Origin of the sequence: Pseudomonas sp. HB05 (genome assembly GCF_016756915.1) — a bacterium.
GTDB classification, from domain to species: Bacteria; Pseudomonadota; Gammaproteobacteria; order Pseudomonadales; family Pseudomonadaceae; genus Aquipseudomonas; species Aquipseudomonas alvandae.
Genome location: NZ_JAESPG010000005.1, coordinates 165,588 through 186,645 on the forward strand (window position 1 = coordinate 165,588; position 21,058 = coordinate 186,645).

20 protein-coding genes are annotated in these 21,058 nt (G+C 61.7%); 12 read left to right on the forward strand and 8 right to left on the reverse strand.

What is annotated here, in order from left to right:
• Nucleotides 1–105 precede the first annotated feature (105 nt).
• Together JMN22_RS07750 and eat are read right to left on the reverse strand one after the other, a co-directional pair.
• Complete coding sequence (locus tag JMN22_RS07750) at nt 106–273, reverse strand: DUF2897 family protein (RefSeq protein ID WP_003183831.1); 168 nt, start codon at nt 271–273, stop codon at nt 106–108.
• Between the two features lie 118 nt (nt 274–391).
• Nucleotides 392–1,756, reverse strand: coding sequence for an ethanolamine permease (eat, locus tag JMN22_RS07755; RefSeq protein WP_198797576.1), 1,365 nt, complete (start codon nt 1,754–1,756; stop codon nt 392–394).
• 405 nt (nt 1,757–2,161) lie between these two features.
• On the opposite strand from eat, the gene kdpF reads away from it, so the two are divergent.
• The 6 genes from kdpF (at nt 2,162) to JMN22_RS07785 (ending at nt 10,288) form a co-directional block, all read left to right on the forward strand.
• Nucleotides 2,162–2,251 (forward strand): K(+)-transporting ATPase subunit F, encoded by a 90-nt coding sequence (gene kdpF / locus JMN22_RS07760; protein ID WP_032863112.1) that lies wholly within the window; start codon nt 2,162–2,164, stop codon nt 2,249–2,251.
• Nucleotides 2,252–2,259: 8 nt separating this feature from the next.
• Nucleotides 2,260–3,954, forward strand: a complete 1,695-nt coding sequence (kdpA, locus tag JMN22_RS07765) for a potassium-transporting ATPase subunit KdpA (RefSeq protein WP_198797577.1) — start codon at nt 2,260–2,262, stop codon at nt 3,952–3,954.
• A 10-nt stretch (nt 3,955–3,964) separates the two neighbouring features.
• Entirely contained in the window at nt 3,965–6,019 is a 2,055-nt protein-coding gene (gene kdpB / locus JMN22_RS07770; RefSeq protein ID WP_198797578.1) for a potassium-transporting ATPase subunit KdpB, read from the forward strand.
• Nucleotides 6,020–6,215: 196 nt separating this feature from the next.
• On the forward strand, nt 6,216–6,761 hold the full coding sequence (gene kdpC / locus JMN22_RS07775; protein ID WP_198797579.1) for a potassium-transporting ATPase subunit KdpC: 546 nt from the start codon (nt 6,216–6,218) through the stop codon (nt 6,759–6,761).
• A gap of 131 nt (nt 6,762–6,892) precedes the next feature.
• The gene (locus JMN22_RS07780; RefSeq protein ID WP_198797859.1) at nt 6,893–9,544 is read left to right on the forward strand and encodes a sensor histidine kinase; all 2,652 of its coding nucleotides are present in this window, start codon (nt 6,893–6,895) and stop codon (nt 9,542–9,544) included.
• 48 nt (nt 9,545–9,592) lie between these two features.
• Entirely contained in the window at nt 9,593–10,288 is a 696-nt protein-coding gene (locus tag JMN22_RS07785) for a response regulator (RefSeq protein ID WP_181288862.1), read from the forward strand.
• A gap of 187 nt (nt 10,289–10,475) precedes the next feature.
• On the opposite strand, the gene JMN22_RS07790 is transcribed toward JMN22_RS07785, so the two are convergent.
• Complete coding sequence (locus tag JMN22_RS07790; RefSeq protein WP_198797858.1) at nt 10,476–11,513, reverse strand: patatin-like phospholipase family protein; 1,038 nt, start codon at nt 11,511–11,513, stop codon at nt 10,476–10,478.
• Between the two features lie 208 nt (nt 11,514–11,721).
• On the opposite strand from JMN22_RS07790, the gene JMN22_RS07795 reads away from it, so the two are divergent.
• The 3 genes from JMN22_RS07795 (at nt 11,722) to JMN22_RS07805 (ending at nt 13,907) form a co-directional block, all read left to right on the forward strand.
• Nucleotides 11,722–12,012: a hypothetical protein gene (locus JMN22_RS07795; RefSeq protein WP_030141851.1), complete on the forward strand. Its 291-nt coding sequence runs from the start codon at nt 11,722–11,724 to the stop codon at nt 12,010–12,012.
• Between the two features lie 104 nt (nt 12,013–12,116).
• Nucleotides 12,117–12,878, forward strand: a complete 762-nt coding sequence (locus JMN22_RS07800; RefSeq protein WP_030141852.1) for a CHAD domain-containing protein — start codon at nt 12,117–12,119, stop codon at nt 12,876–12,878.
• Between the two features lie 231 nt (nt 12,879–13,109).
• On the forward strand, nt 13,110–13,907 hold the full coding sequence (locus JMN22_RS07805; protein WP_198797857.1) for an acyl-CoA thioesterase: 798 nt from the start codon (nt 13,110–13,112) through the stop codon (nt 13,905–13,907).
• 12 nt (nt 13,908–13,919) lie between these two features.
• Here JMN22_RS07805 and JMN22_RS07810 read toward each other — a convergent pair whose 3' ends face one another.
• The 3 genes from JMN22_RS07810 to JMN22_RS07820 form a co-directional block, all read right to left on the reverse strand.
• Entirely contained in the window at nt 13,920–14,282 is a 363-nt protein-coding gene (locus tag JMN22_RS07810; RefSeq protein ID WP_030141854.1) for an Mpo1-like protein, read from the reverse strand.
• A 272-nt stretch (nt 14,283–14,554) separates the two neighbouring features.
• Nucleotides 14,555–15,772, reverse strand: coding sequence for a methyl-accepting chemotaxis protein (locus tag JMN22_RS07815; protein WP_202334963.1), 1,218 nt, complete (start codon nt 15,770–15,772; stop codon nt 14,555–14,557).
• Between the two features lie 205 nt (nt 15,773–15,977).
• The gene (locus JMN22_RS07820) at nt 15,978–16,787 is read right to left on the reverse strand and encodes a TatD family hydrolase (RefSeq protein WP_198797289.1); all 810 of its coding nucleotides are present in this window, start codon (nt 16,785–16,787) and stop codon (nt 15,978–15,980) included.
• Between the two features lie 237 nt (nt 16,788–17,024).
• Between JMN22_RS07820 and JMN22_RS07825 the strand changes: the two genes are divergently transcribed.
• From JMN22_RS07825 to JMN22_RS07835, 3 genes are all read left to right on the forward strand, one after another.
• Nucleotides 17,025–18,446 (forward strand): transglycosylase SLT domain-containing protein, encoded by a 1,422-nt coding sequence (locus JMN22_RS07825; RefSeq protein WP_198797288.1) that lies wholly within the window; start codon nt 17,025–17,027, stop codon nt 18,444–18,446.
• A 100-nt stretch (nt 18,447–18,546) separates the two neighbouring features.
• Complete coding sequence (locus tag JMN22_RS07830; RefSeq protein ID WP_198797287.1) at nt 18,547–18,981, forward strand: DoxX family protein; 435 nt, start codon at nt 18,547–18,549, stop codon at nt 18,979–18,981.
• Nucleotides 18,982–19,231: 250 nt separating this feature from the next.
• Complete coding sequence (locus tag JMN22_RS07835) at nt 19,232–19,540, forward strand: hypothetical protein (protein ID WP_030141859.1); 309 nt, start codon at nt 19,232–19,234, stop codon at nt 19,538–19,540.
• 5 nt (nt 19,541–19,545) lie between these two features.
• On the opposite strand, the gene JMN22_RS07840 is transcribed toward JMN22_RS07835, so the two are convergent.
• Together JMN22_RS07840 and greB are read right to left on the reverse strand one after the other, a co-directional pair.
• The gene (locus tag JMN22_RS07840; protein ID WP_198797286.1) at nt 19,546–20,394 is read right to left on the reverse strand and encodes a hypothetical protein; all 849 of its coding nucleotides are present in this window, start codon (nt 20,392–20,394) and stop codon (nt 19,546–19,548) included.
• Between the two features lie 150 nt (nt 20,395–20,544).
• Nucleotides 20,545–21,042 (reverse strand): transcription elongation factor GreB, encoded by a 498-nt coding sequence (greB, locus tag JMN22_RS07845; protein ID WP_030141861.1) that lies wholly within the window; start codon nt 21,040–21,042, stop codon nt 20,545–20,547.
• Nucleotides 21,043–21,058 lie beyond the last annotated feature (16 nt).

Genomic DNA, 21,058 nt, shown 5'->3' on the forward strand with positions numbered 1-21,058 from the left:
CGGGAGTGATCCTGACTCTAAAACTGCGAGTTCAAACGTTTTGGGGCCGCTACGCGCCCCAGCGGGGATAAATCCCCTCGCCACAGAGTGATGCGCAGCAAGCAGTCAGCGATCCTTCGCCTCTTTCGCATCCATTTCCGCATTGCGTTCGGCAACACGCTTGCGCTGTTCGTCCGTCAGCTCAACCTTGTTGGCGGTGTCGCGCAGCATCATCAAACCACCCACGATCGAGCCGATGGCGACGATCAAGATTAACCAGGCATACCAGGGCATAGGGCTCTCCTTGAGGGGCAATGGCCAGACGAGTATTTCGCTGGTCATTGCCCGTACCACTTATGAGCGAAGACGGTTCGCAGTGGTTCCATACTACGCCGGTTATGCCTGGCTCACCTTATAGCCCGGTCAACATCGCATCGGCCGGAGCGTCTGCGCGTAACTGCGCGGTCAACACGAAGTACACGAAACCCACCGCCATGAATCCGAGGAAGATCAAGCCGATCAGGGCATTGAACCAAGCCATCGCCACCAGGCACACCACCGCCAGGACCAGGGCGATCCCCGGCACGATCGGATAGCCCGGCGCGCGGAAGGTGCGTTCCAAGTTGGGCTCGGTTTTGCGCAACTTGAACAGGCTGAGCATGCTCATGATGTACATGACGATGGCGCCGAACACGGCCATGGTGATCATCGCGGCGGTGAGGGTCATGCCGCCGAGGTTGATCAGGCCGTCGCTGTAGATGGCGGCGATGCCGATCAGGCCGCCGGCGATGATGGCTCGGTGCGGAGTCTGGAAACGCGAGAGTTTGGCGAGGGAGGCGGGGAGATAGCCGGCCCGGGCCAGGGCGAAGAACTGGCGCGAGTAGCCGAGGATGATGCCGTGGAAGCTCGCCACCAGGCCAAACAGGCCGATCCACACGAGCATGTGCAGCCAGCCGGAGCTTTCGCCTACCACGGCTTTCATGGCTTGGGGCAGCGGGTCGTTGATATTGGACAAGGTGCTCCAGTCACCCACGCCGCCAGCAAAGAACATCACGCCCATCGCCAGCACCACCAAAGTCAGGATGCCGCTGATGTAGGCCTTGGGGATCGTACGCTTCGGGTCCTTGGCTTCTTCGGCGGCCATGGCCGCGCCTTCGATGGCGAGGAAGAACCAGATCGCGAAGGGGATCGCCGCGAACATCCCGGCAATGGCGGGTGCGCCGAATACGTCGGAGCCGGCCCAGCCGTTGAGGGCGAAGTTGCTGAAGCTGAATGCCGGCGCGACCACGCCCATGAATACCAGCAACTCGGCGACGGCCAGTACGCAGACGATCAGTTCGAAGGTCGCGGCCAGTTTCACGCCGAGGATGTTCAGGCCCATGAACACGATGTAAGCGCCGACGGCAGCGTGTTTCGGGTCGAGCGCCGGGAATTGCACGTTCAGGTAGGCGCCGATGGCCAGTGCGATGGCAGGCGGGGCGAAGACGAATTCGATCAACGTCGCGAGTCCGGCGATCAAGCCGCCTTTTTCGCCAAAGGCCCGGCGGCTATAGGCGAACGGTCCGCCGGCGTGGGGAATGGCGGTGGTCAGTTCAGTGAAGCTGAAGATGAAGCAGGTGTACATGGCCGCGACCATGAACGATGTCACCAGAAAGCCCAGCGTGCCGGCGACACCCCAGCCGTAGCTCCAACCGAAATATTCGCCGGATATCACCAGGCCGACGGCGATGCCCCATAGGTGCAGGGTGCCCAGGGTGGGTTTTAGTTGTGTGTTCATTGGTGGCTCCCCCTCGATAAGTAGCAAAAGCGCTGGAGGAGGGCAGTGCAGTGGACGTGCCAGTATGGTTCGGGCGGTCGTAATGGGGAGAATCGTGTCGTATCGGGGATGTTCGCGGCTGGATCGCCTGGGTTTGTGCCCCAGTTCGGAGCGTCGGTGCCTGGGCTGGCCTCATCGCGAGCAAGCTCGCTCCCACAGGGGGATCTTTAGTGGCTCCGAATTTTCATTCCCAGCCCGAGCAATGTGGGAGCGAGCTTGCTCGCGATGAGGTCCACCCGGGCAACCAAGAAACCAGTTTTTACAGATTCTTTATTCCCCCACCCCACCCTCGATCTCGCACCTTTACACCCTCCCTACCGACAATCCCTCCACACACGGCACGACGCCGTACCACGGAGAAATCCCATGAGTGTTCTGGACGGGGTGTCGCTGCTGCTGGCAGTGGCGCTGTTCATTTATCTGTTGGTTGCGCTGTTGCGCGCGGACCGGGGTTAGGAGCGGCTATGCACGGTTATGACTACGGGCTGATCCTCGGCTTTTTCGCGCTGGTGCTGATCCCCGCGCCTTTCCTGGGGCGGTTCTACTATCGGGTGATGGAAGGCCAGCGCACCTGGCTCTCACCCGTGCTGGGTCCGGTGGAAAGGTGTTGTTACAAGGTGGCTGGCGTCGATCCGACCACCGAGCAGAGTTGGCAGAAGTACACCCTGGCGTTGCTCGCCTTCAACCTGGCGGGTTTCGCCTTGTTGTTCGCCGTGCTCCTGTTACAGGGGCATTTGCCGCTCAACACTGAAAACCTGCCCGGCATGGAATGGACCCAGGCGTTCAACACGGCGGTCAGTTTCATGACCAACACCAACTGGCAGTCCTACAGCGGTGAGGCGTCCCTCAGTTACTTGAGCCAGATGATCGGCCTGACCGTGCAGAACTTCGTCAGCGCCGCCACGGGCCTGGCCGTGCTGGTTGCGCTGTGCCGTGGGATCGGGCGCAAGTCCGCCACGACCTTAGGCAATTTCTGGGTCGACATGACCCGTGCCACGCTCTACGGATTGTTGCCCCTGTGCCTGTTGCTGGCGTTGTTCCTGGTCTGGCAGGGCGTGCCGCAGACCTTCGCGCATTATGTGCATGGGGTGACGATGCAGGGAGTGGATCAGGTGATTCCGCTCGGTCCGGCGGCCAGCCAGATTGCGATCAAGCAACTGGGCACCAACGGCGGTGGCTTCTTCGGCGTCAATTCGGCGCACCCGTTCGAGAACCCGACCGCTTGGACCAATCTCTTCGAAGTCGCGTCGATCATCCTGATCCCGGCGGCGCTGGTGTTCACCTTCGGTCATTACGTCAAGGATCTGCGCCAGAGCCGGGCGATTATCGCCTGCATGCTGGCCTTGTTCCTGATCGGCGGGGCGACGTCGCTGTGGGCCGAATACCAACCCAATCCAGCCCTCAACGACGCAGCCGTCGAACAAACTGCGCCGCTGGAAGGCAAGGAGGCACGCTTCGGCACCACCGCCACGGTGCTCTGGTCGGTGACGACTACGGCGGCGTCCAACGGCTCGGTCAACGCCATGCACGACAGCCTCAATCCGCTGAGCGGGATGGTGGCGCTGGTCAACATGATGGTCGGCGAAGTGATCTTCGGCGGCGTCGGCGCCGGGCTCTACGGGATGCTGCTGAACGTGCTGATCGCGGTGTTCCTCGCCGGTTTGATGATCGGCCGCACGCCGGAATACCTCGGCAAGAAGCTCGGCGCCCGGGAAGTGCAGTTGCTGGTGGTAACGCTGCTGGTGATGCCGGTGAGCGTGCTGGTGCTCGGTGCTGTTGCCGCGAGCCTGCCCGGCCCTGCGGCGGCGGTGAGCAACCCTGGCGCCCACGGTTTCAGCCAGTTGCTTTACGCCTACACCTCGGCGGGGGCGAACAACGGTTCGGCGTTCGCCGGCTTCGGCGCCAACACGCCGTTTCACAACCTGATGCTCGGCCTGGGCATGTTGATCGGTCGTTTCGGCTACATCCTGCCGGTGCTGGCGTTGGCTGGCAGCCTGGCCCTGAAGAAAACCGCGCCCATCGGCCAGAACAGCTTTCCCACCCATGGCCCGCTGTTCGTGACGCTGTTGACCGTGACCATCCTGTTGGTGGGCGGCTTGACCTTCCTGCCAACCCTGGCCCTCGGCCCGATCGCCGAACACTTGAGCCTGGGTTTCTGAGGAGTTGATGATGAACATGCCAATGAGCAAGACCGTCGTCGCCAAGGCGCCGGAGCAAGCCAAAACCAATCTGTCAGCCCTGTGGCGGCCAGCGCTGGTGCAAGCGTTCGTCAAGCTTGACCCGCGCCAGTTGCACCGTGCGCCGGTGATGCTGGTGGTGGAGCTCACCGCGATCCTCACAACCGTGCTGTGTCTGGTTCCCGACAGCGCCGTGCCGACTTTCGTGGCCGCGCAAATCGCCCTATGGCTGTGGTTCACCGTGTTGTTCGCCAACTTCGCCGAAGCCTTGGCCGAAGGTCGGGGCAAGGCCCGTGCCGACAGCCTCAAGGCCGGCAGCGAAGGCTTGAGCGCCCGTCGCCAGACCGCGGACGGCTTTGAAGTCGTACCCGCCACCCGCTTGCGCAAAGGCGATGTCGTACGGGTCGCGGCAGGGGAGATGATCCCCGGTGACGGCGAAGTGATCGAAGGCATCGCGGCGGTCAATGAAGCCGCGATTACCGGGGAATCGGCACCGGTGATCCGTGAGTCCGGCGGCGATCGCTCGGCGGTCACCGGCAACACGCGGCTGGTCTCCGACTGGTTGCTGGTGCGCATCACCAGCAACCCCGGCGAGTCCACCCTGGACCGCATGATTGCCTTGGTCGAGGGCGCGAAACGCCAGAAAACCCCGAACGAAGTGGCGCTGGATATCCTGTTGATCGGCCTGACGCTGATCTTCCTGCTGGTGGTGGTGACGTTGCAGCCGTTCGCCCATTTCGCCAACGGCAGCCTGCCGTTGGTGTTCCTGGTGGCGCTGTTGGTGACGTTGATCCCCACCACCATCGGCGGATTGCTGTCGGCCATCGGCATCGCCGGGATGGACCGCCTGGTGCGCTTGAACGTAATCGCCAAGTCCGGCCGCGCGGTAGAGGCGGCAGGGGATGTGCACGTGCTGATGCTGGACAAGACCGGCACCATCACCTTTGGCAATCGCCGCTGTGCCGCGGTTTATGCGGCCCCAGGCGTAAGCGCCAAGGCGTTGGCCGAAGGCGCCTTGTTCGCCTCCCTGGCTGACGATACGGCCGAGGGCAAGTCCATCGTCGAATACCTGCGCGGGTTGCATCCGCAGGCCGAACCCGCTCTGGACGCGCTGACCGCCGTGCCCTTCAGCGCCGAAACCCGTTTGTCCGGCGTGGATTATCAAGGACGCGTTTATCGCAAGGGCGCGGTGGATTCCCTGTTGAGTTTCATCGGCCTGCCCCGTGACGGGCTGCCCACCGCACTGGCGCGAGAAGTCGACAAGATCGCCCAGAGCGGCGGCACGCCGTTGCTGGTCTGCGTGGACGGCAAATTGCTCGGCGCCATTCACCTCAAGGACGTGGTCAAGCCCGGTATCCGCGAGCGCTTTGCCGAGCTGCGCAAGCTGGGGATCCGCACGGTGATGGTCACCGGCGATAACCCGTTGACTGCCGCCGCGATTGCCGCCGAAGCGGGCGTGGATGATGTGTTGGCCGAGGCGACGCCGGAGAAAAAACTGGCGCGTATCCGCCATGAGCAGAACGATGGCCGGCTGGTCGCCATGTGCGGCGACGGCGCCAACGACGCTCCGGCCCTGGCCCAGGCCGATGTGGGCATGGCGATGAACGACGGCACCCAGGCCGCACGCGAGGCGGCCAACATGGTCGACCTCGACAGCGATCCCACCAAGTTGCTGGACGTGGTGCAGATCGGCAAGGAATTGCTGGTCACCCGTGGCGCGCTGACCACGTTCTCCATCGCCAATGACATCGCCAAATACTTCGCGATCCTGCCGGCGCTGTTCGCCTCGATCTATCCGCAGCTTGGCGTGCTGAACGTCATGCACCTGAGCAGCCCGCAGAGCGCGATCCTCTCGGCCATCGTCTTCAACGCCTTGATCATCGTCGTGCTGATCCCCCTGGCCCTGCGCGGCGTGCGGGTGCAGGCAGCGAGCGCGGCGGCCTTGCTGCGGCGCAACCTGCTGATCTACGGCCTGGGCGGGATCGCGGTGCCGTTCGTGGGAATCAAGGCGATTGATTTGTTGTTGACGGGGTTGCACTTGGTTTGAGCCTTGGGTGTGAGTTTTTTTGTGGCGAGGGGATTTATCCCCGCTGGTCTGCGAAGCAGACCCAAGATTGTGATTGCGGTAGTCAGACATGAATGTGGCGGTTCTTTTGGGGCTGCTGCGCAACCCAGCGGGGATGAATCCCCTCGCCACAAATGTGTGTTCACTCACCAAGCTGTGTTTCAACTGAGGATTTGAAATGTTCACTTTGATTCGCCCGGCCTTGAGCCTGTTATTCCTGATGACGCTGCTCACCGGCGTCGCCTATCCATTGCTCGTCACCGGCGTGGCGCAAGTCGCCTTCCCGGACCAGGCCAACGGCAGCCTGATTCATGATGCCGACGGCAAGGTCCGTGGCTCCCGGTTGATCGCCCAGGATTTCACCGGCGATGGCTGGTTCCATCCGCGCCCCTCGGCAGGTGCCTTTGCCACGGTGGCCAGCGGCGCGAGCAATCTTTCGCCCAGCAACCCGGCGCTGGCCACCCGCGTGATCGATGACGCCCATAAGCTGCAAGTTCCCAATCAGGGCCCGGTGCCCCTGGCGCTGCTGACCACCTCCGGCAGTGGGCTGGATCCGCACTTGCCTCCGGCGGCGATTGCCTATCAACTGGCGCGTGTCGCCGCCGCCAGGAATGTGCCGGTGTCGACATTGCAGCAGTTGCTCGATGACAACACCGAGCGGCCCTTGGTAGGCCCGCCGGTGGTGAACGTGCTGGCGCTGAACATGGCCCTGGAAAAACTGTAAAAACCTGTGGGAGCGAGCTTGCTCGCGATAGCGGTGGGTCAGTCAATGACAGTGGCGGCTGAACGACCGCCATCGCGAGCAAGCTCGCTCCCACAGAGGCTTAATTCCATTCCTGAAACAAGAGATCCCGCATGAGCGACGCCAGCCGCGCCGATGCACTGTTAGCCAACCTGCCGCGCCACGACCGTGGCCGTCTCAAGGTCTTCCTGGGCGCCGCTCCGGGCGTCGGCAAGACCTACGCCATGCTGCAAGCGGCCCACACCCGGTTGCGTCAAGGCACGGACGTCATCGCCGGGGTCGTCGAAACCCACGGGCGCGCCGAGACCGAAGCGCTGTTGAATGGCCTGGCGCAGCAGCCATTGGTACGTTCGGAATATCGCGGCGTGATGCTCGAGGAAATGGACCTCGACGGGCTCCTGTCGGCGCGCCCGAGCCTGGTGCTGGTGGACGAACTGGCCCACAGCAACGCGCCCGGCAGTCGCCACGCCAAGCGCTGGCAAGACATCCAGGAACTGCTCGCCGCTGGCATCGACGTCTACACCACGGTCAACGTCCAGCACTTGGAAAGTCTCAATGATCAGGTGCGCGGCATCACCGGCGTGCAGGTGCGCGAGACGTTGCCGGATTGGGTATTGCAGGAAGCCGATGAGCTGTTGTTGATCGACCTGCCACCGCGCGAGCTGCTGGAGCGCTTGCGCGACGGCAAGGTCTACGTGCCGGAACAGGCGCGGGCCGCGATCGATGCGTTTTTCTCCCAGACCAACCTGACCGCCCTGCGCGAACTGGCCATGCAGACCGCCGCCGCGCAGGTAGATAACGATCTGGCCCAGGGCTATCGACAACTGGGCCAGTCGGCTCCGGCGGTACAGGGACGGCTGTTGGTGGGCGTGGACGGCGACGTGCAGGCTGAACGGCTGGTGCGCCACGCCAGTCGGGTCGCCCAGCGTCGGCATCTGCCGTGGAGCGTGGTGCACGTGGATAACGGCGCGGCTCGGGACGAGGCATCGCGCCAACGCCTGCAAAACGCCCAGCAATTGGCTGAAAGGCTCGGCGGGGAGGTGGTGTTGCTGCGGGCTGGCGAAGTCGCCAAGACCTTGATCCAACACGCCAGGCAACGTCGCGCGACATTGCTGTTGGTAGGGCAGTCCCGACCGCGGCTGCGCCGGAACCTGTTTGGCGGTGGCCTCGCGTCGCGCCTGTTGCGCAACGCCCGTGGCCTGGAAATCAACGTGCTGGACAGCGATGAGTCGCCGCCACCCGCCCGCCAGCGTGCAGGTTCCGTCCAGACCGGTTTCGACTATGCGCTGGTGCTGGTGGCGACGGTGGTGGCCAGCGCCTTGGCCTGGGGGATCTCCGGGCTGCTGGCGTTGCCCAACATATCCTTGGTATTTCTGATGGCGGTGTTGCTGGTGGCGGTGCGCAGCAGCCTCGGCCCGGCGCTGGCCTGTGCGGCGCTGTCGTTCCTGGCCTATGACTTCCTGTTCATTCCGCCGAATTTTTCCCTGACGATTCAACGCGAAGAGGACGTGCTGACGCTGGTGTTCTTCCTGCTGATGGCGGCCTTGACCGGCAACCTCGCGGCCCGCCAGCGGCGCCAGTTGCAGGCGCTGCGCGACACCCAGCAGGAAACCGGCGAGCTGCTCGACCTGTCACGCAAACTGACCGCCGCGACCGATCGCCAGGCGGTGATCAGCGCCGCCGTGCTCCATCTCAACAGCGAGTACGACTTGCAACTGTGCTTGCTCAATCGCGACGGCCCGGCTGGCTGGAAAGTCGAGACCCCCGAACCGCTGACGTTCAACGAGGCCGAGCGCGCCGCCGCCGACTGGTCGTGGCAACACGATCAACCGGCCGGCGCCGGTACCGCGACGCTGCCGTCCGGGCGTTGGTGGTGGTGGCCTTTGTCGGCGGAGGGCGGGCCGCTGGGGTTGCTCGGCGTTTGCACGAAGGACGGCAAGCCGCTCAGCGACCAGCGACGGCGATGGCTGGCGGCCCTCAGCCAGCCGTTGGCCCAGGCGCTGGCCCGGGCACAACTGGCCCAGGACCTGGAGGCGGCACGCCTGCACGGCGAAACCGAACAATTGCGCAGCGCCTTGCTCGCCTCTGTCTCCCATGATCTGCGCACGCCGTTGACCTCCATGCGCGGCAGCATCGACAGCCTATTGGCGTTGGGCGAAGCGATTCCGATCGAGGACCGTCGCGAACTGCTCGAAGGCACCCGCGATGAGGCCGAGCGGCTGGATCGCTATATCCAGAACCTGCTCGACATGACGCGCCTGGGTCACGGCGCCCTGAAGTTGGCCCGGGACTGGGTGTCGCCGGCCGACATCGTCGGCAGTGCCCTGAACCGCTTGCGTGCGGTGCTGGCGCCGCTGGCCGTCAGCGTCGAAGTGCCGGCCGGCTTGCCGTTGTTGTATGTCCACGCTGCGCTGATCGAGCAGGCCCTGGTCAATGTGCTGGAGAACGCCGCGCGGTTCTCCCCGGTCCACGGCCGATTGTTGCTCAGTGCCGAGGCGACGGTAGACGAAGTTTTGTTCGCCGTGGCGGATGAAGGGCCAGGCATCCCCGAGCAAGAGCGCGAGAAGATTTTCGACATGTTCTACACCGCTGCCCGCGGTGATCGCGGTGGGCAAGGCACCGGGCTCGGATTGGCGATTTGCCAGGGCATGATCGGTGCCCATGGCGGGCGGATCAGCGTCGGCGACGGCCTCGACGGGCGCGGCACCTGCATCACCTTGCACTTGCCCTTGCAGGCACAACCGGGCATGGACGATGAAGCCTGACCGGCGCTGCGTTATGCTCTCGCGACTTGATTGTGATGAATGGAACCCATGAGCCAGAGCGCGACCCTTTTGGTCATCGACGACGAGCCGCAGATTCGCAAGTTCTTGCGCATCAGCCTGGCCTCCCAAGGCTACAAGGTGCTCGAAGCCGAAACGGGCGCCGAGGGCCTGGCCCAGGCGGCGTTGAACAAGCCGGATCTGCTGGTGCTCGACCTGGGCTTGCCGGACATGGACGGCCAGCAAGTGTTGCGCGAGTTTCGCCAATGGTCGGCGGTGCCCGTGCTGGTCCTGTCGGTACGCGCCAGCGAAGCGCAGAAAGTCGAGGCGCTGGACAATGGCGCCAATGATTACGTGACCAAGCCATTCGGCATCCAGGAGTTCCTCGCCCGGGTGCGTGCGCTACTGCGACAGGCGCCAGCAGGCGAAGCACCGCCAGCGGCATTGACGTTGGGCCCGCTGACGGTGGACCTGGCTTATCGCCGGGTCCTGCTGGACGGAGCCGAAGTGGCCCTGACCCGCAAGGAATATGCGGTGCTGGCGCAGCTGGCGCGGCATCCGGGGCGGGTCATCACCCAGCAGCAATTGCTCAAGGACATCTGGGGCCCGACCCACGTTGAAGACAGCCACTACCTGCGCATCGTCGTCGGTCACCTGCGCCAGAAACTCGCTGACGACCCGACCCGGCCTCGGTTTATCGTGACTGAAGCGGGGGTGGGGTATCGGTTGTTGGAGGAGGGTGCTTGATCACCTTTGAGATCTAAAGCCAAGCGCTGTTGTGGCGAGGGGATTTATCCCCGCTGGGCTGCGAAGCGGCCCTAAAATTTCATCACTCGGAGTGTCAGGAGAAAAATCCATTTCTGATACTTTTTTGGGGCCGCTTCGCAGCCCAGCGGGGATAAATCCCCTCGCCACAAAAAGTCTACAAACACTTTCAATTCTGCTCACGCTCATACCGATCCAGCGTATCCCTGGCAATCTCCCGCCCTAGCGCAATCAGCTCCGGCGCCTTGTAGAACTCGAAAAACCGGCATACTCGCTTCGGCACGTTGATCAGCACATCTGGTGGATAACCGGCGATCTTGTACTGGGCCAACGACGTCTGCATTACCTCGAAACTCTGGTTGATCAAGTCCAGCAAGGACGCCGGCCCGACGTTGTCGATGATGAACGAGCCGGTGGCGGATCTCGGTGCGCCTTCGGTTTCCGGCGCGGCGGCAGGCTGCTGGCCTTCGGGCTCGGCGGACTCGATCCACGGGTTGATATCGGCTGCTTCGGCCTTCAGCGCTTCCTGTTCCAACAGCAGCAACTGCTCGGCCTGTTTGCGGCGAAACGGCAGCCGTGAACCCAGGGAGCTGACCAAGGTGTCGAAGCGACGCCGGAACGCAGCGGGGCGCTGGATCACTGGCAGGCTGTATTGTTTCTGGTTGGTGGCGTTGAGGTTGACCGCGATGATCAGGTCGCAATGGCTCGACACCACCGGCACGATCGGCAATGGGTTTAATAGGCCGCCGTCCACCAGCATGCGGTTGCCTTGCATGACCGGGGTGAAGAGGCTGGGAATGGCCGCCGAGGCTCGCATCGCCTGGTGCAGGCAACCTTCCTGGAACCAGATTTCCTGCTGGTTGGTCAGGTCGGTGGCGACCGCCGTATAGGGAATGCGCAGGTCTTCGATATTGAGTTCACCGACGATCTTGCGGATCTGTCCGAACACCTTCTCACCACGAATCGCCCCCAGACGAAAACTGACGTCCACCAACCGCAACACGTCCAGGTAATCGAGGCTTTCGATCCAGTTGCGGTAATCCTCGAGCTTGCCGGCGGCATAGATTCCACCGACGACGGCGCCCATGGAACAGCCGGCGATACAGGCAATGTCGTAGCCGCGCCGTTCGATCTCCTCGATCACTCCGATATGGGCGTAGCCCCGGGCGCCGCCCGAGCCCAATACCAATGCGACACGTTTTGTCATGAGGTGGCCTCTCGTCGAACAGACGTCAACAATGCACTGATCGACGGCCCGGCTCAAATCGTTGTGGCGCAGACGTCGTTTTTTGACACGCCACGACGGCATTTGCGTATTCTCGTCCACACTTGAATATACCGGTCGAGCCGAGGCACTTTTTATCGGCAAAGCCGTCATACCAGCACGACTGTTTACCTGACTTGAGGTGTTATCGATGAAAGCCCGGATCTGCCTGCCCCTGATGGCATCCTTGATGGTTCTGGCCCTGGCCGGTTGCGCCGGCAAGACCGCCTACCGCGACAGTTGCGGCAGCCAGCTCGACAGCGCATGGCGTGAACTTGACCTGGCCAAGGCCGAAGGATTCGCCGGTACCGTCAGCTACTCCAAGGCCCTGTCGTTGCTGACCGGTGCCAAGACCCAGCAGCAATTCGAAGCGTATGAAGGCTGCACCAAAAAAGCCGAGAAGGCCCGCTTCTACATCCGCGAATCCCGCGCAGGAAGATGATAAAGGCAGCTGCAAGCTTTAAGCTTTGAGCTTCAAGAGGGCGACGCGCCGCTCCACTTGCCGCTTGAAGCTTATCGCTTGAGGCTGCGTACGGAGTACGTCTCATGATCGATCGGCTGGTGGCCCGGATACTGGGCCTGGAAGTCCGCCTGCTGGCCTGTCAGGCCCGCTTGAACGCCCAAACCGACAGCGAAGCATTGCATGACCTGCGGACCACGGTCCGTCGGTTGCGCAGCCTGCTTCGTCCGTTGCGTGGACTGCCCGGTGTCGAGCAGCTGGAAACGGCCGCGTCGGCAGTCGGTAGCCTGACCACGCCTTTGCGCGACCGTGAAGTGCTGGCGGCCTATCTCGAGAAGCACGGCAAGACCGAGGCGGCGCAGCGGCGCCAGGTGCAAATGGCCGAGGCGTATCCCGCCGTGGCCGGCAGCCCCGAGCTGGCGCAGCTGTTGATGATTCTCGACGCGTTCCCACGCTTCATCCGTGCAGCCCAGCGCCAGGGCTTGCTCGACGGGCTGCGCAAACGCATCGAAAAACGCCTCGACAAACAATGGAAAAAACTCGGCGAGGCCTTGCGTGATCCGGCTCATGACCGTCATCGCCTGCGCCTGTTGATCAAGCGCGTGCGCTACGCCATCGAAGCCTACCCTGAACTCGATCGCTTGCCGGAGGCGGCCATGCCACGGCTCAAGTCCGCCCAGGGCGCATTGGGCGATTGGCACGATTGCTGGCAGTGGCTGGCGCGGGCCGAGCAAGAAGCCGACCTGCAGCCCTGTGTACCGGTCTGGCAAATCACCATGGAAAAGGCCGAGGCCAAGTCCGATCGGGTGCTGGATAAATTGATTGCCAGTTGCTTCGATAAATCCTGAATCTTGCATGTTCTCCTTGTGGGAGCGGGCTTGCTCGCGAATTGCGATCGTGCAGTCACAGCGTATGCGTTGACCTACCGCGTTCGCGAGCAAGCCCGCTCCCACAGGATATTCGCGGTGGATTCTTGGCCCGCGGCTTTTCTGTCAGTCTCTTTGGCCGGAATGAGCGCTGTACTGCTCGTGCGGGCTGGTTAAGATCCCTTCATCTTTTTTCCTGCTTCTGAGGTCGACATGCGCTTTTCCGATTTGATCGATGCCGTGCGCAATCAGCCAGACGCCGTGGTGATCCCGCCTGAATGGGGCCAGGGGCGTGCCAGCTTTGGTGGCTTGGTCGCGGCGCTGCAATACGAGGCGATGCGTGCATGCGTCCCGGCGGATCGCCCGGTGCGTTCGCTGGCGATCACGTTTGTCGGTCCGGTCGAGCCCGACGTGCCGGTCAGTTTTCAAGTCGATGTGTTGCGCGAAGGCAAGGCCGTCAGCCAGGTATTGGGCCGGGCCGTGCAGAACGGCCAGGTCGTGACGGTGGTGCAAGGCAGCTTTGGCGCGTCGCGATCTTCCGTCGTGGCGGTGCAGGCCGACCCCGCGCCTGAATTCAAGGATGTCGAGCTGTGCCAGGAGTTGCCTTACATCAAGGGCGGAACCCCGGAGTTCATGCGTCATTTGGCAATGCGTTGGAGCGTTGGAGGATTGCCATTTACCGGCAACAAATCCCGCAGCATGGGAGGCTGGGTGCGCTTGCGCGGGGACGTCAAGGAAGAGCCGTTGGACGAAGGTCACATCCTGGCGTTGGTGGACGCCTGGCCGCCAGCGCTGCTGCCGCACCTCACCCAGATGGCGCCGGGCAGCACGCTTACCTGGACCATCGAATTCGTCCAGCCATTCCTGGAGCTCTCGACATTGGATTGGTGCCAGTATCTCGCCGAGATCGAACATGCCCAGGACGGTTACGGTCATGTCGCGGCGAAATTCTGGAGCGCCGATGGCCGGCTGATCGCCATGAGCCGGCAGACGGTGACGATTTTCGGCTGATCAGGCGGTCCTTCAATGGTGGTGGCGATCGCGCCAGGCGCGCCACCATCCGCCGCTGAGGAAGAACCGGGGAAAGGTCAGGAATTGCTCCACCAGCAGGCGCGACGCGGCGTCTTTGCGATCACTGAATGGTTCGGAAGCCTGTGTTTCCAGGCTATGGCCGTGGCGTTGCAAGCCCAGCGCGGCGAGTACGCCGATCACCCCGATGGCGACATCGCCCAGGCTCAGGCTGAACACACCCGACACAATCAGCAAAAACGCAACGATGAACAGCGGCACCGCGATCAGGTGCAAGACCAGGTTGGTCGGGTGGCGATGATTTTCAGGGTAGGCGCGCCATTGCCAGGCCGGAAGGTTGGGGTGACGTTTGCCCATGATGCTGTTCCTTGAGTTCGTGAAACCGAATAACCCAAGGATAGGTCGGGCCGGGCAGGGCGGCGAATCGCGGTTGGCTATCATCGCGATAGGCGCTGATAGCGAAAAGACTTTTTGTGGCGAGGGGATTCATCCCCGTTGGGGTGCGGAGCGCCCCCCAAATACCTGGATGCGATCAACCTGATCTAACAAAGCACCGGATTCGGGGGCTGCTTCGCAGCCCAGCGGGGATGAATCCCCTCGCCACAAAGGCACACCCGGAAATTCAATATTTAGAGTTTCAACTGCCCGATCGCTTTGTTCAATTCTCCCGCCAACGTGGCCAGTTCATGACTGGTGGTCGCCGACTCCACGGTCTGGCGCACGGTGTTTTCGGTCACGTCGCGAATACTCACCACCGCCCGGTTCATTTCTTCGGCGACATGGCTCTGCTGTTCAGCCGCGACGGCGATCTGGGTGTTGCTCTCGCGCATCTGCGCCACCGCGTCGGTGATCTGCGCCAGTGCCTCACCGGCCTCGCAAGCCTGTTGCACGCAGTCGTCGGCCTTGTGCGAACTTTCCTGCATGAAATCCACCGCATCGCGGGTTCCCGCCTGCAGGGCCGAGACCATGGTAGTGATTTCATCCGTCGAGGTCTGGACCCGCTTGGCCAGGTTGCGCACCTCGTCGGCCACCACGGCAAAGCCCCGTCCCATCTCGCCGGCACGGGCCGCTTCGATGGCCGCATTGAGCGCCAGCAGGTTGGTTTGCTCGGCGATGCTGTGGATCACACTGACCACGCCGTTGATCTTCTGGCTGTCTTCGGCCAGGCGCTGGATCATTTCGGCGGTCTGCTGGACGCCGGTCGACAGTCCGGTGATCGAATGCTGCACGCGGCTGACCACTTCGCGACCATTTCCGGCCAGGGTGTCGGTGGTTTTCGACAGGTCGCGGGTGGCGCCGGCGTGCTGGGCGATGTGATAAACCGTGGCCGACATTTCGTTGATCGCCGTGGCGGCCTGATCGGTTTCGCTCTGCTGGCCGAGCATGCCGTGGCGTACTTCGTTCATGCTCGACGCCAGTCGCGCCGCGCCACTGTCCAGTTGCCGCGCGGTGCTGGCAACGGTATCGACCACGCGTTGATAGCCGGCCTGCATGGCATTGAACGCAGCGGCCATCTGGCCCACTTCGTCCTTGCAGGCCAACGGCACGCGGGCAGACAGGTCACCGGTTTTCTCCACGTGCAGCATCACGTCTTTCAAGGTGTTGAGCTGACTGAGCAGAAAGCGGATCAGCAATTGCGACGCGCCAAGCATCGCCAGCATCAGCACGAACACCGCCATGGCGTATTGACCGAACCGCTCGCCGAAGACCTGGCCCAGGCTCACCCCTCGGACCTGCTGTTCAAGGTGCATGGCATAGAGCACCAGGAGCAATGTGGTGGCGAAGGCGACGGCGTTGACCGCCCAGAATTTGTATTTCAGCGAAATATTGCTAAGCCAGGCACCCATGGAAGGTCTTCTCTGATAGCGGAAACAGTTTTGGCAAGGTGCCATTATTTTGCTGCTATTCGGAAGACTGGGTTTTGATGTGGGTCAACGGATATCGGCGAGTCGTTGTGGGAGCGGGCTTGCTCGCGAAGGCGTTGGGTCAGTTACTGCTGTGCTGGCTGAACCACCGCCTTCGCGAGCAAGCCCGCTCCCACATGGGATGCGTTCAATCTGAGATATCGGGCAACCCAAAAAACGCCCGGGCGCAGGCCGTGCTGTGGGCCGCCAGGTCTTCCTGGGTTTCGCCCCGGTGCAAGGCCACTTCGCGCAACACCTCCGTCAGGTAGGCCGGTTCGTTGCGACCGTTCTTCGGTTTGGGCCGCAGGGTGCGTGGCAGCAGGTACGGCGCATCGCTTTCGAGCATCAGCCGGCCGCGGGGAATCTCGCGCACCAAGGGATGCAAATGCGTGCCCCGGCGCTCATCGCAGATCCACCCGGTGATACCGATGTGCAGATCCAGGTCGAGGTAGCTGAACAGCGCCTTCTTCTCGCCGGTAAAGCAATGCACCACCGCGGCGGGCAATCGGTCACGGAAATCCCGGAGGATTTCCAGCAGGCGCTGGTCGGCGTCGCGCTCATGAAGGAAGACTGGCAATTGCAACTCGACGGCGAGGGCAAGGTGCTCCTCCAGGACTTTTTCCTGCTGGGGGCGCGGAGAAAAATCACGGTTGAAGTCCAATCCGCATTCACCCACCGCGCGGGCGCGGTCCTGCTTGAGCAGATCCTTCAGGTGCCGGGCACTGTCGGCGGTCCAGTCGCTGGCGCTGTGGGGGTGGATACCGGCGGTGGAAAACAGTCGTTGCCCGTCTTCGTCGAGGTGCTGGCAGAGTTCGAGCGCCTGTTCGCTGCCCTCGATGCTGGTACCGGTCAACACCAATTGGCAGACCCCGGCTTCATAGGCGCGCTCAAGCACGGCCTGGTGTTTGTCGGCGAAACTGGGGTTGGTCAGGTTGACGCCGATATCGATGAGTTGCATGGTGCTACCTCGGCCCAAAGGGCGGAAAGCATATCAGAGCTGTAGAAATACAAGAAAAGCCAAGAACTACAACGAGTTGGAGCTGTCTGTTGAGGCCACGAGACAGGTCGGGGTGGTGCAAATGCCATCGCTGTGCCAGTCTTTCGCACTTTTCAGCGCCCCAAGGTGCTCTGTTTCTGTCGACCCGGTCTCGCTTTTGCGAGGCGATTGGCTCGCCAGTATCGTTCCGGAGAGTGGATGACACGTCCCCAGGTGTTGCTACTGTTGTGTTGTTCGCTGCTGTTGCCGATGCCGGCCGACGCCCGGCTGCCTGGGCCGGTGCAGGCCGTTGCGCCGGGAACCACGCGCGACCTGGCGCAAATACGCAGCAGCCGGGTGTTGAGAGTATTGGTCAATCAGAGCCGCAACAGTTCCGGCGAAGTCCAGGGCCAACCCATCGGCGTCGAATATCATCGGTTGCGTGCTTTCGAGCAGTACCTCAATGGCCATGCCCGGGATGGCCAGGAAATTACCCTCAAGATCATTCCCAAAGCCAAGGACCAGTTGCTCGGTGCCTTGCAGCGTGGGGAGGGCGACCTGGTGGCTCCTGGCGAATTGCTTGAGCCACAAGCGGGCCATGCGGTCAGCGCCAGTGATCCGATTCGTACCGATGTGCCCCTGCTGTTGGTGGGCATCAAGGGCGAGAAGCGTTATACCCGCGTCGAACAATTGTCTGGCAAGACCCTGGCCTTGCCCAACGGCAGCGCGGCGGGCGACGCGGTCAGCCAGATCAACCAGAAGCTGGCGTTGCTGAAGTTGCCTGCGGTGAAGATCGAATGGGTCGATCCCACGCTGGCAGTGGAGGACGTGCTGGAAATGGTCCAGGGCGGAATCTTCCACCTGACCATCGTCGAGCAACCAATCGCCGAACGCTGGGGCAAGATCCTCCCTAAGCTGCGCTTTGACCGCCAGGTGCTCATCGGCGAGCCAAGTGACGAACATTGGTTCGTTCGTCGCGACGCCGCGATGTTGCGAGCGAGCATCGACCGGTTCCTGGCGACCTATAAAGTGCCCGCCAATGAGGACGCTGCATTCCTGCGCATCTACCGCCGCTTGTATCAGGTCCACTATCCGCTGGCCCGGGCCGATCGCCAGCGCCTGGAAAAACTGCGCCCGGTCCTGCAGAAGCATGCCCAGGCCCAAGGCATGGACTGGCTGAACCTGGCGGCCCTGGCGTTCAAGGAATCAGCCCTGCAACCCAAGGCGCGCAGCGGTGGCGCCCCGACGGGCCTGATGCAGATTACGCCGTCTGCGGCCCAGCGGGTTGGAGTCGATAACATCCAGGACCTGGATGCCAATGTGCAGGCCGGTGCCAAATACCTGGCCATGATCCGCCGCAAGTTCTTCGCCAGCTCCAAGCTCAACGAGCGCGAGCGGATGGCGTTTGTCCTCGCTGCCTACAACATGGGCCCCGAGCGCGTGCAAGGCATGCGTGCCGAGGCCCGGCGGCGAGGCCTGAATCCTGACCAGTGGTTTTTCCAGGTCGAGCGAATCGCCATGGAGCAGGTGGGAATGGGCGCCGTCAGCTACGTTAATAGTGTGAATAAATACTATCTGGCGTTTGACCGGGAGCGAGAGTCGCTGGAGTCCCAGGAACGAGAGGTGGTTTTGCGGAAGTGATCGAGTAATTTGATTGTTATGGCGGATATTTTGCGCTATTCAGATAAGATTATTCGATTAATATGGCGTCCAACCACACATACACCAAGGAATGCACCCCATGAGCACTCTCATCAACAAAGTATTGTCCTCCCGTGCTGGCTACGGCCTGACTGTTTTGCGCATCGTCGTAGGGATCATCTTCGCCGCCCACGGTTCGCAGAAGCTGTTTGGTCTGTTTGGCGGTTATGGCCTGGCAGGGACGGCGCAATGGATGGAAAGCATTGGCCTGGCTCCGGGTTACCTGATGGCAACCTTGGCTGGCGGCACCGAGTTCTTCGCCGGGCTGGCTTTGATCATCGGTCTGTTGGTGCGCCCGGCGGCGCTGGGGCTGGCGATCTTGTCGCTGGTTGCGATTTTCTCCGTGCACATCGGCAATGGTCTGTTCATGGCCAACAACGGTTACGAGTTTGCCTTGGCCTTGCTGGCGGGCAGTGTCGCGGTGCTGATCGAAGGCGCAGGCAAGCTGTCCGTGGATCGTGCCATCGCTGGCTGATCGCTCGCTTGAATCATCGAGGCCCGTCCAGTACGGGCCTTTTTTGTGGGCGGCGATTCTTGACACTGCCCGGTTGGCTTCTCTAGGATGCCGCTCATGCGCCGATTTAAACAGCTACTTGCGGGGCGCCAGGTGACTCATCCAGTTGCCGATAGAAGCCAGGAAACACGGCTTCGAAATACCGCTAAAGCGCTGGTTCGGTGTTGCCTCTCACCTGCCATGCAGACTTTTGAGGCAGAGACACGACACGATGAACACACCCAGCCCCCTTGTACGTCTTGCGCCAATCACGGCGAACCTTGTCCGACGCAACCCCAAAATTCTCCTCGGCGGTACTCACCAGCCGACGCTGTTGCGTTATCTCGACGGCTGGCCGCGGCGTAGCCATGGCCCGGCGGCTTTCCTCATCCAGTTTGTCGAAGACGGCGAGTCATTGGCGCGTTTCGCCAATGACAGTTTCGACTTGGCCGTCATCCAGTCCCCTACGGGGGCGGAAGCTCCCGAAATGATCAAGCAACTGACCCGTGTAGCCAGGCAAGGGCTGATTACACGCCGTTAAAGGCGTCAGCCTTTGGCCTGGGCCCTGAATTGGTTGGCGTGCATGCAGTTGAGCACGATGTTGCTTCGTGTCGACCAGTCAGTGTTGATGATATGGAAGCGCTGGATATAGCTCTCGCTGTCCTTGGACGCGAACCAGAGGTCCACTTTGTCGCTGAAATCGTCCGGGACGTAAAGGCCGGTATATTTGGCGCATTGGATAGCACGCAGAGCGTAGGGTCTTTTGGGCTTGGAACTGGCTTCGTCCATGAAGACTTTCAGTGTCGAAGTGCTTATGTAGTTTTCTCCAATCCATTGTTGTTCGACACCGGGCCAGTAACCGTCTCCGGAGCGCCGGTTATAGGAAATGACCACGCTCTTTCCCGGCATCTGTTGTCGTAGTTGCTCCAGCGTAAGATAACTTTGGGAGTACGGTATTAATCGGTTCCCAATCGTTTGATCGATCAAAGCATGGAGTTCTTCATGTGAAGCTTCGGTGAAGTTCTTGAACTGATGGAAGTTCAAAATGATTATTTCATTCTGGCGTCCGGGATCCGCATAGAAGGCATTGAGCGCGCCAAGCACATCGTCGGCCACGGTGCGGCCAGAAGCGGTGAGGTGATACAGCTGAAAACGACGTGGATGGCCGATGGGTTGGCCAGGGAAAAGCTCTACACGCAAGTCGAGCACCCGAAATCCCCGCATGATCTGATCGCGGACAGGCACGTCCTGGGTGATTTCGTTGGGCAGCATCATTTTCGAAGCTTGCTTGTCAGACCCCGAGTCATGCGTGCCGGGCAGGATCAATTCATCGATACGAAGTTTATAAATGCCCGGTGTGTTATCCATCCAGCGGTCGCTGAAGTTTGCGTTCATGTTATTCATCCTTGAATAATCAGGTGATTAATTACAAGTGCGCGTCTGGCGCACATTTAATTTCCTGCATGGGCAAGTTGAAGTCAAACCAAGAATGTCTCTGTCTTGTACTTCAATGTTTCGTTGCTGTAGAAGTTGTAATCAGGTTGGTTATAGGTATTCGATGCGGGTGATATAGATCAGTTGTTCTCCGGCAGGTGTCTGGACTCGGACTTCGGCATCCAGGGCTTTGCCAATCAATGCCCGGGCGAGCGGCGAATCGATACTGATCAGATGTTGTTTTAAATCCAGTTCATCGGGCCCGACGATGCGATAGCGCGATTCGTTGCCATCCTCGTCCTCCACAGTGACCCAGGCGCCGAAATAAACCTTGTTCGGGTCACTGGGCTTTTCGCTGACGACTTTGAGTGCTTCGAGGCGTTTGGTGAGGAAACGCACGCGACTGTCGATTTCCCGGAGCATCTTCTTGCCGTAGGTGTACTCGGCGTTCTCCGAGCGATCGCCCTGGGCCGCCGCCTCGCTGACCGACTGGGTCACCTGGGGACGGCGCACGTGCCAGAGTTCATGAAGTTCGGCACGCATCCGCGCTTCACCCTCGGGGGTGATCAGCGCGGTGCCGGCGGTGCGGGGAGGGCGATAGCGACTCATGGCGACTTCTTTTGAT

Bases quoted from the DNA above. Each gene is read 5' to 3' on its own strand.
- JMN22_RS07750 (WP_003183831.1), bottom strand. From the start codon at position 273: ATGCCCTGGTATGCCTGGTTAATCTTGATCGTCGCCATCGGCTCGATC.
- eat (WP_198797576.1), bottom strand. From the start codon at position 1,756: ATGAACACACAACTAAAACCCACCCTGGGCACCCTGCACCTATGGGGC.
- kdpF (WP_032863112.1), top strand. From the start codon at position 2,162: ATGAGTGTTCTGGACGGGGTGTCGCTGCTGCTGGCAGTGGCGCTGTTC.
- kdpA (WP_198797577.1), top strand. From the start codon at position 2,260: ATGCACGGTTATGACTACGGGCTGATCCTCGGCTTTTTCGCGCTGGTG.
- kdpB (WP_198797578.1), top strand. From the start codon at position 3,965: ATGAACATGCCAATGAGCAAGACCGTCGTCGCCAAGGCGCCGGAGCAA.
- kdpC (WP_198797579.1), top strand. From the start codon at position 6,216: ATGTTCACTTTGATTCGCCCGGCCTTGAGCCTGTTATTCCTGATGACG.
- JMN22_RS07780 (WP_198797859.1), top strand. From the start codon at position 6,893: ATGAGCGACGCCAGCCGCGCCGATGCACTGTTAGCCAACCTGCCGCGC.
- JMN22_RS07785 (WP_181288862.1), top strand. From the start codon at position 9,593: ATGAGCCAGAGCGCGACCCTTTTGGTCATCGACGACGAGCCGCAGATT.
- JMN22_RS07790 (WP_198797858.1), bottom strand. From the start codon at position 11,513: ATGACAAAACGTGTCGCATTGGTATTGGGCTCGGGCGGCGCCCGGGGC.
- JMN22_RS07795 (WP_030141851.1), top strand. From the start codon at position 11,722: ATGAAAGCCCGGATCTGCCTGCCCCTGATGGCATCCTTGATGGTTCTG.
- JMN22_RS07800 (WP_030141852.1), top strand. From the start codon at position 12,117: ATGATCGATCGGCTGGTGGCCCGGATACTGGGCCTGGAAGTCCGCCTG.
- JMN22_RS07805 (WP_198797857.1), top strand. From the start codon at position 13,110: ATGCGCTTTTCCGATTTGATCGATGCCGTGCGCAATCAGCCAGACGCC.
- JMN22_RS07810 (WP_030141854.1), bottom strand. From the start codon at position 14,282: ATGGGCAAACGTCACCCCAACCTTCCGGCCTGGCAATGGCGCGCCTAC.
- JMN22_RS07815 (WP_202334963.1), bottom strand. From the start codon at position 15,772: ATGGGTGCCTGGCTTAGCAATATTTCGCTGAAATACAAATTCTGGGCG.
- JMN22_RS07820 (WP_198797289.1), bottom strand. From the start codon at position 16,787: ATGCAACTCATCGATATCGGCGTCAACCTGACCAACCCCAGTTTCGCC.
- JMN22_RS07825 (WP_198797288.1), top strand. From the start codon at position 17,025: ATGACACGTCCCCAGGTGTTGCTACTGTTGTGTTGTTCGCTGCTGTTG.
- JMN22_RS07830 (WP_198797287.1), top strand. From the start codon at position 18,547: ATGAGCACTCTCATCAACAAAGTATTGTCCTCCCGTGCTGGCTACGGC.
- JMN22_RS07835 (WP_030141859.1), top strand. From the start codon at position 19,232: ATGAACACACCCAGCCCCCTTGTACGTCTTGCGCCAATCACGGCGAAC.
- JMN22_RS07840 (WP_198797286.1), bottom strand. From the start codon at position 20,394: ATGAACGCAAACTTCAGCGACCGCTGGATGGATAACACACCGGGCATT.
- greB (WP_030141861.1), bottom strand. From the start codon at position 21,042: ATGAGTCGCTATCGCCCTCCCCGCACCGCCGGCACCGCGCTGATCACC.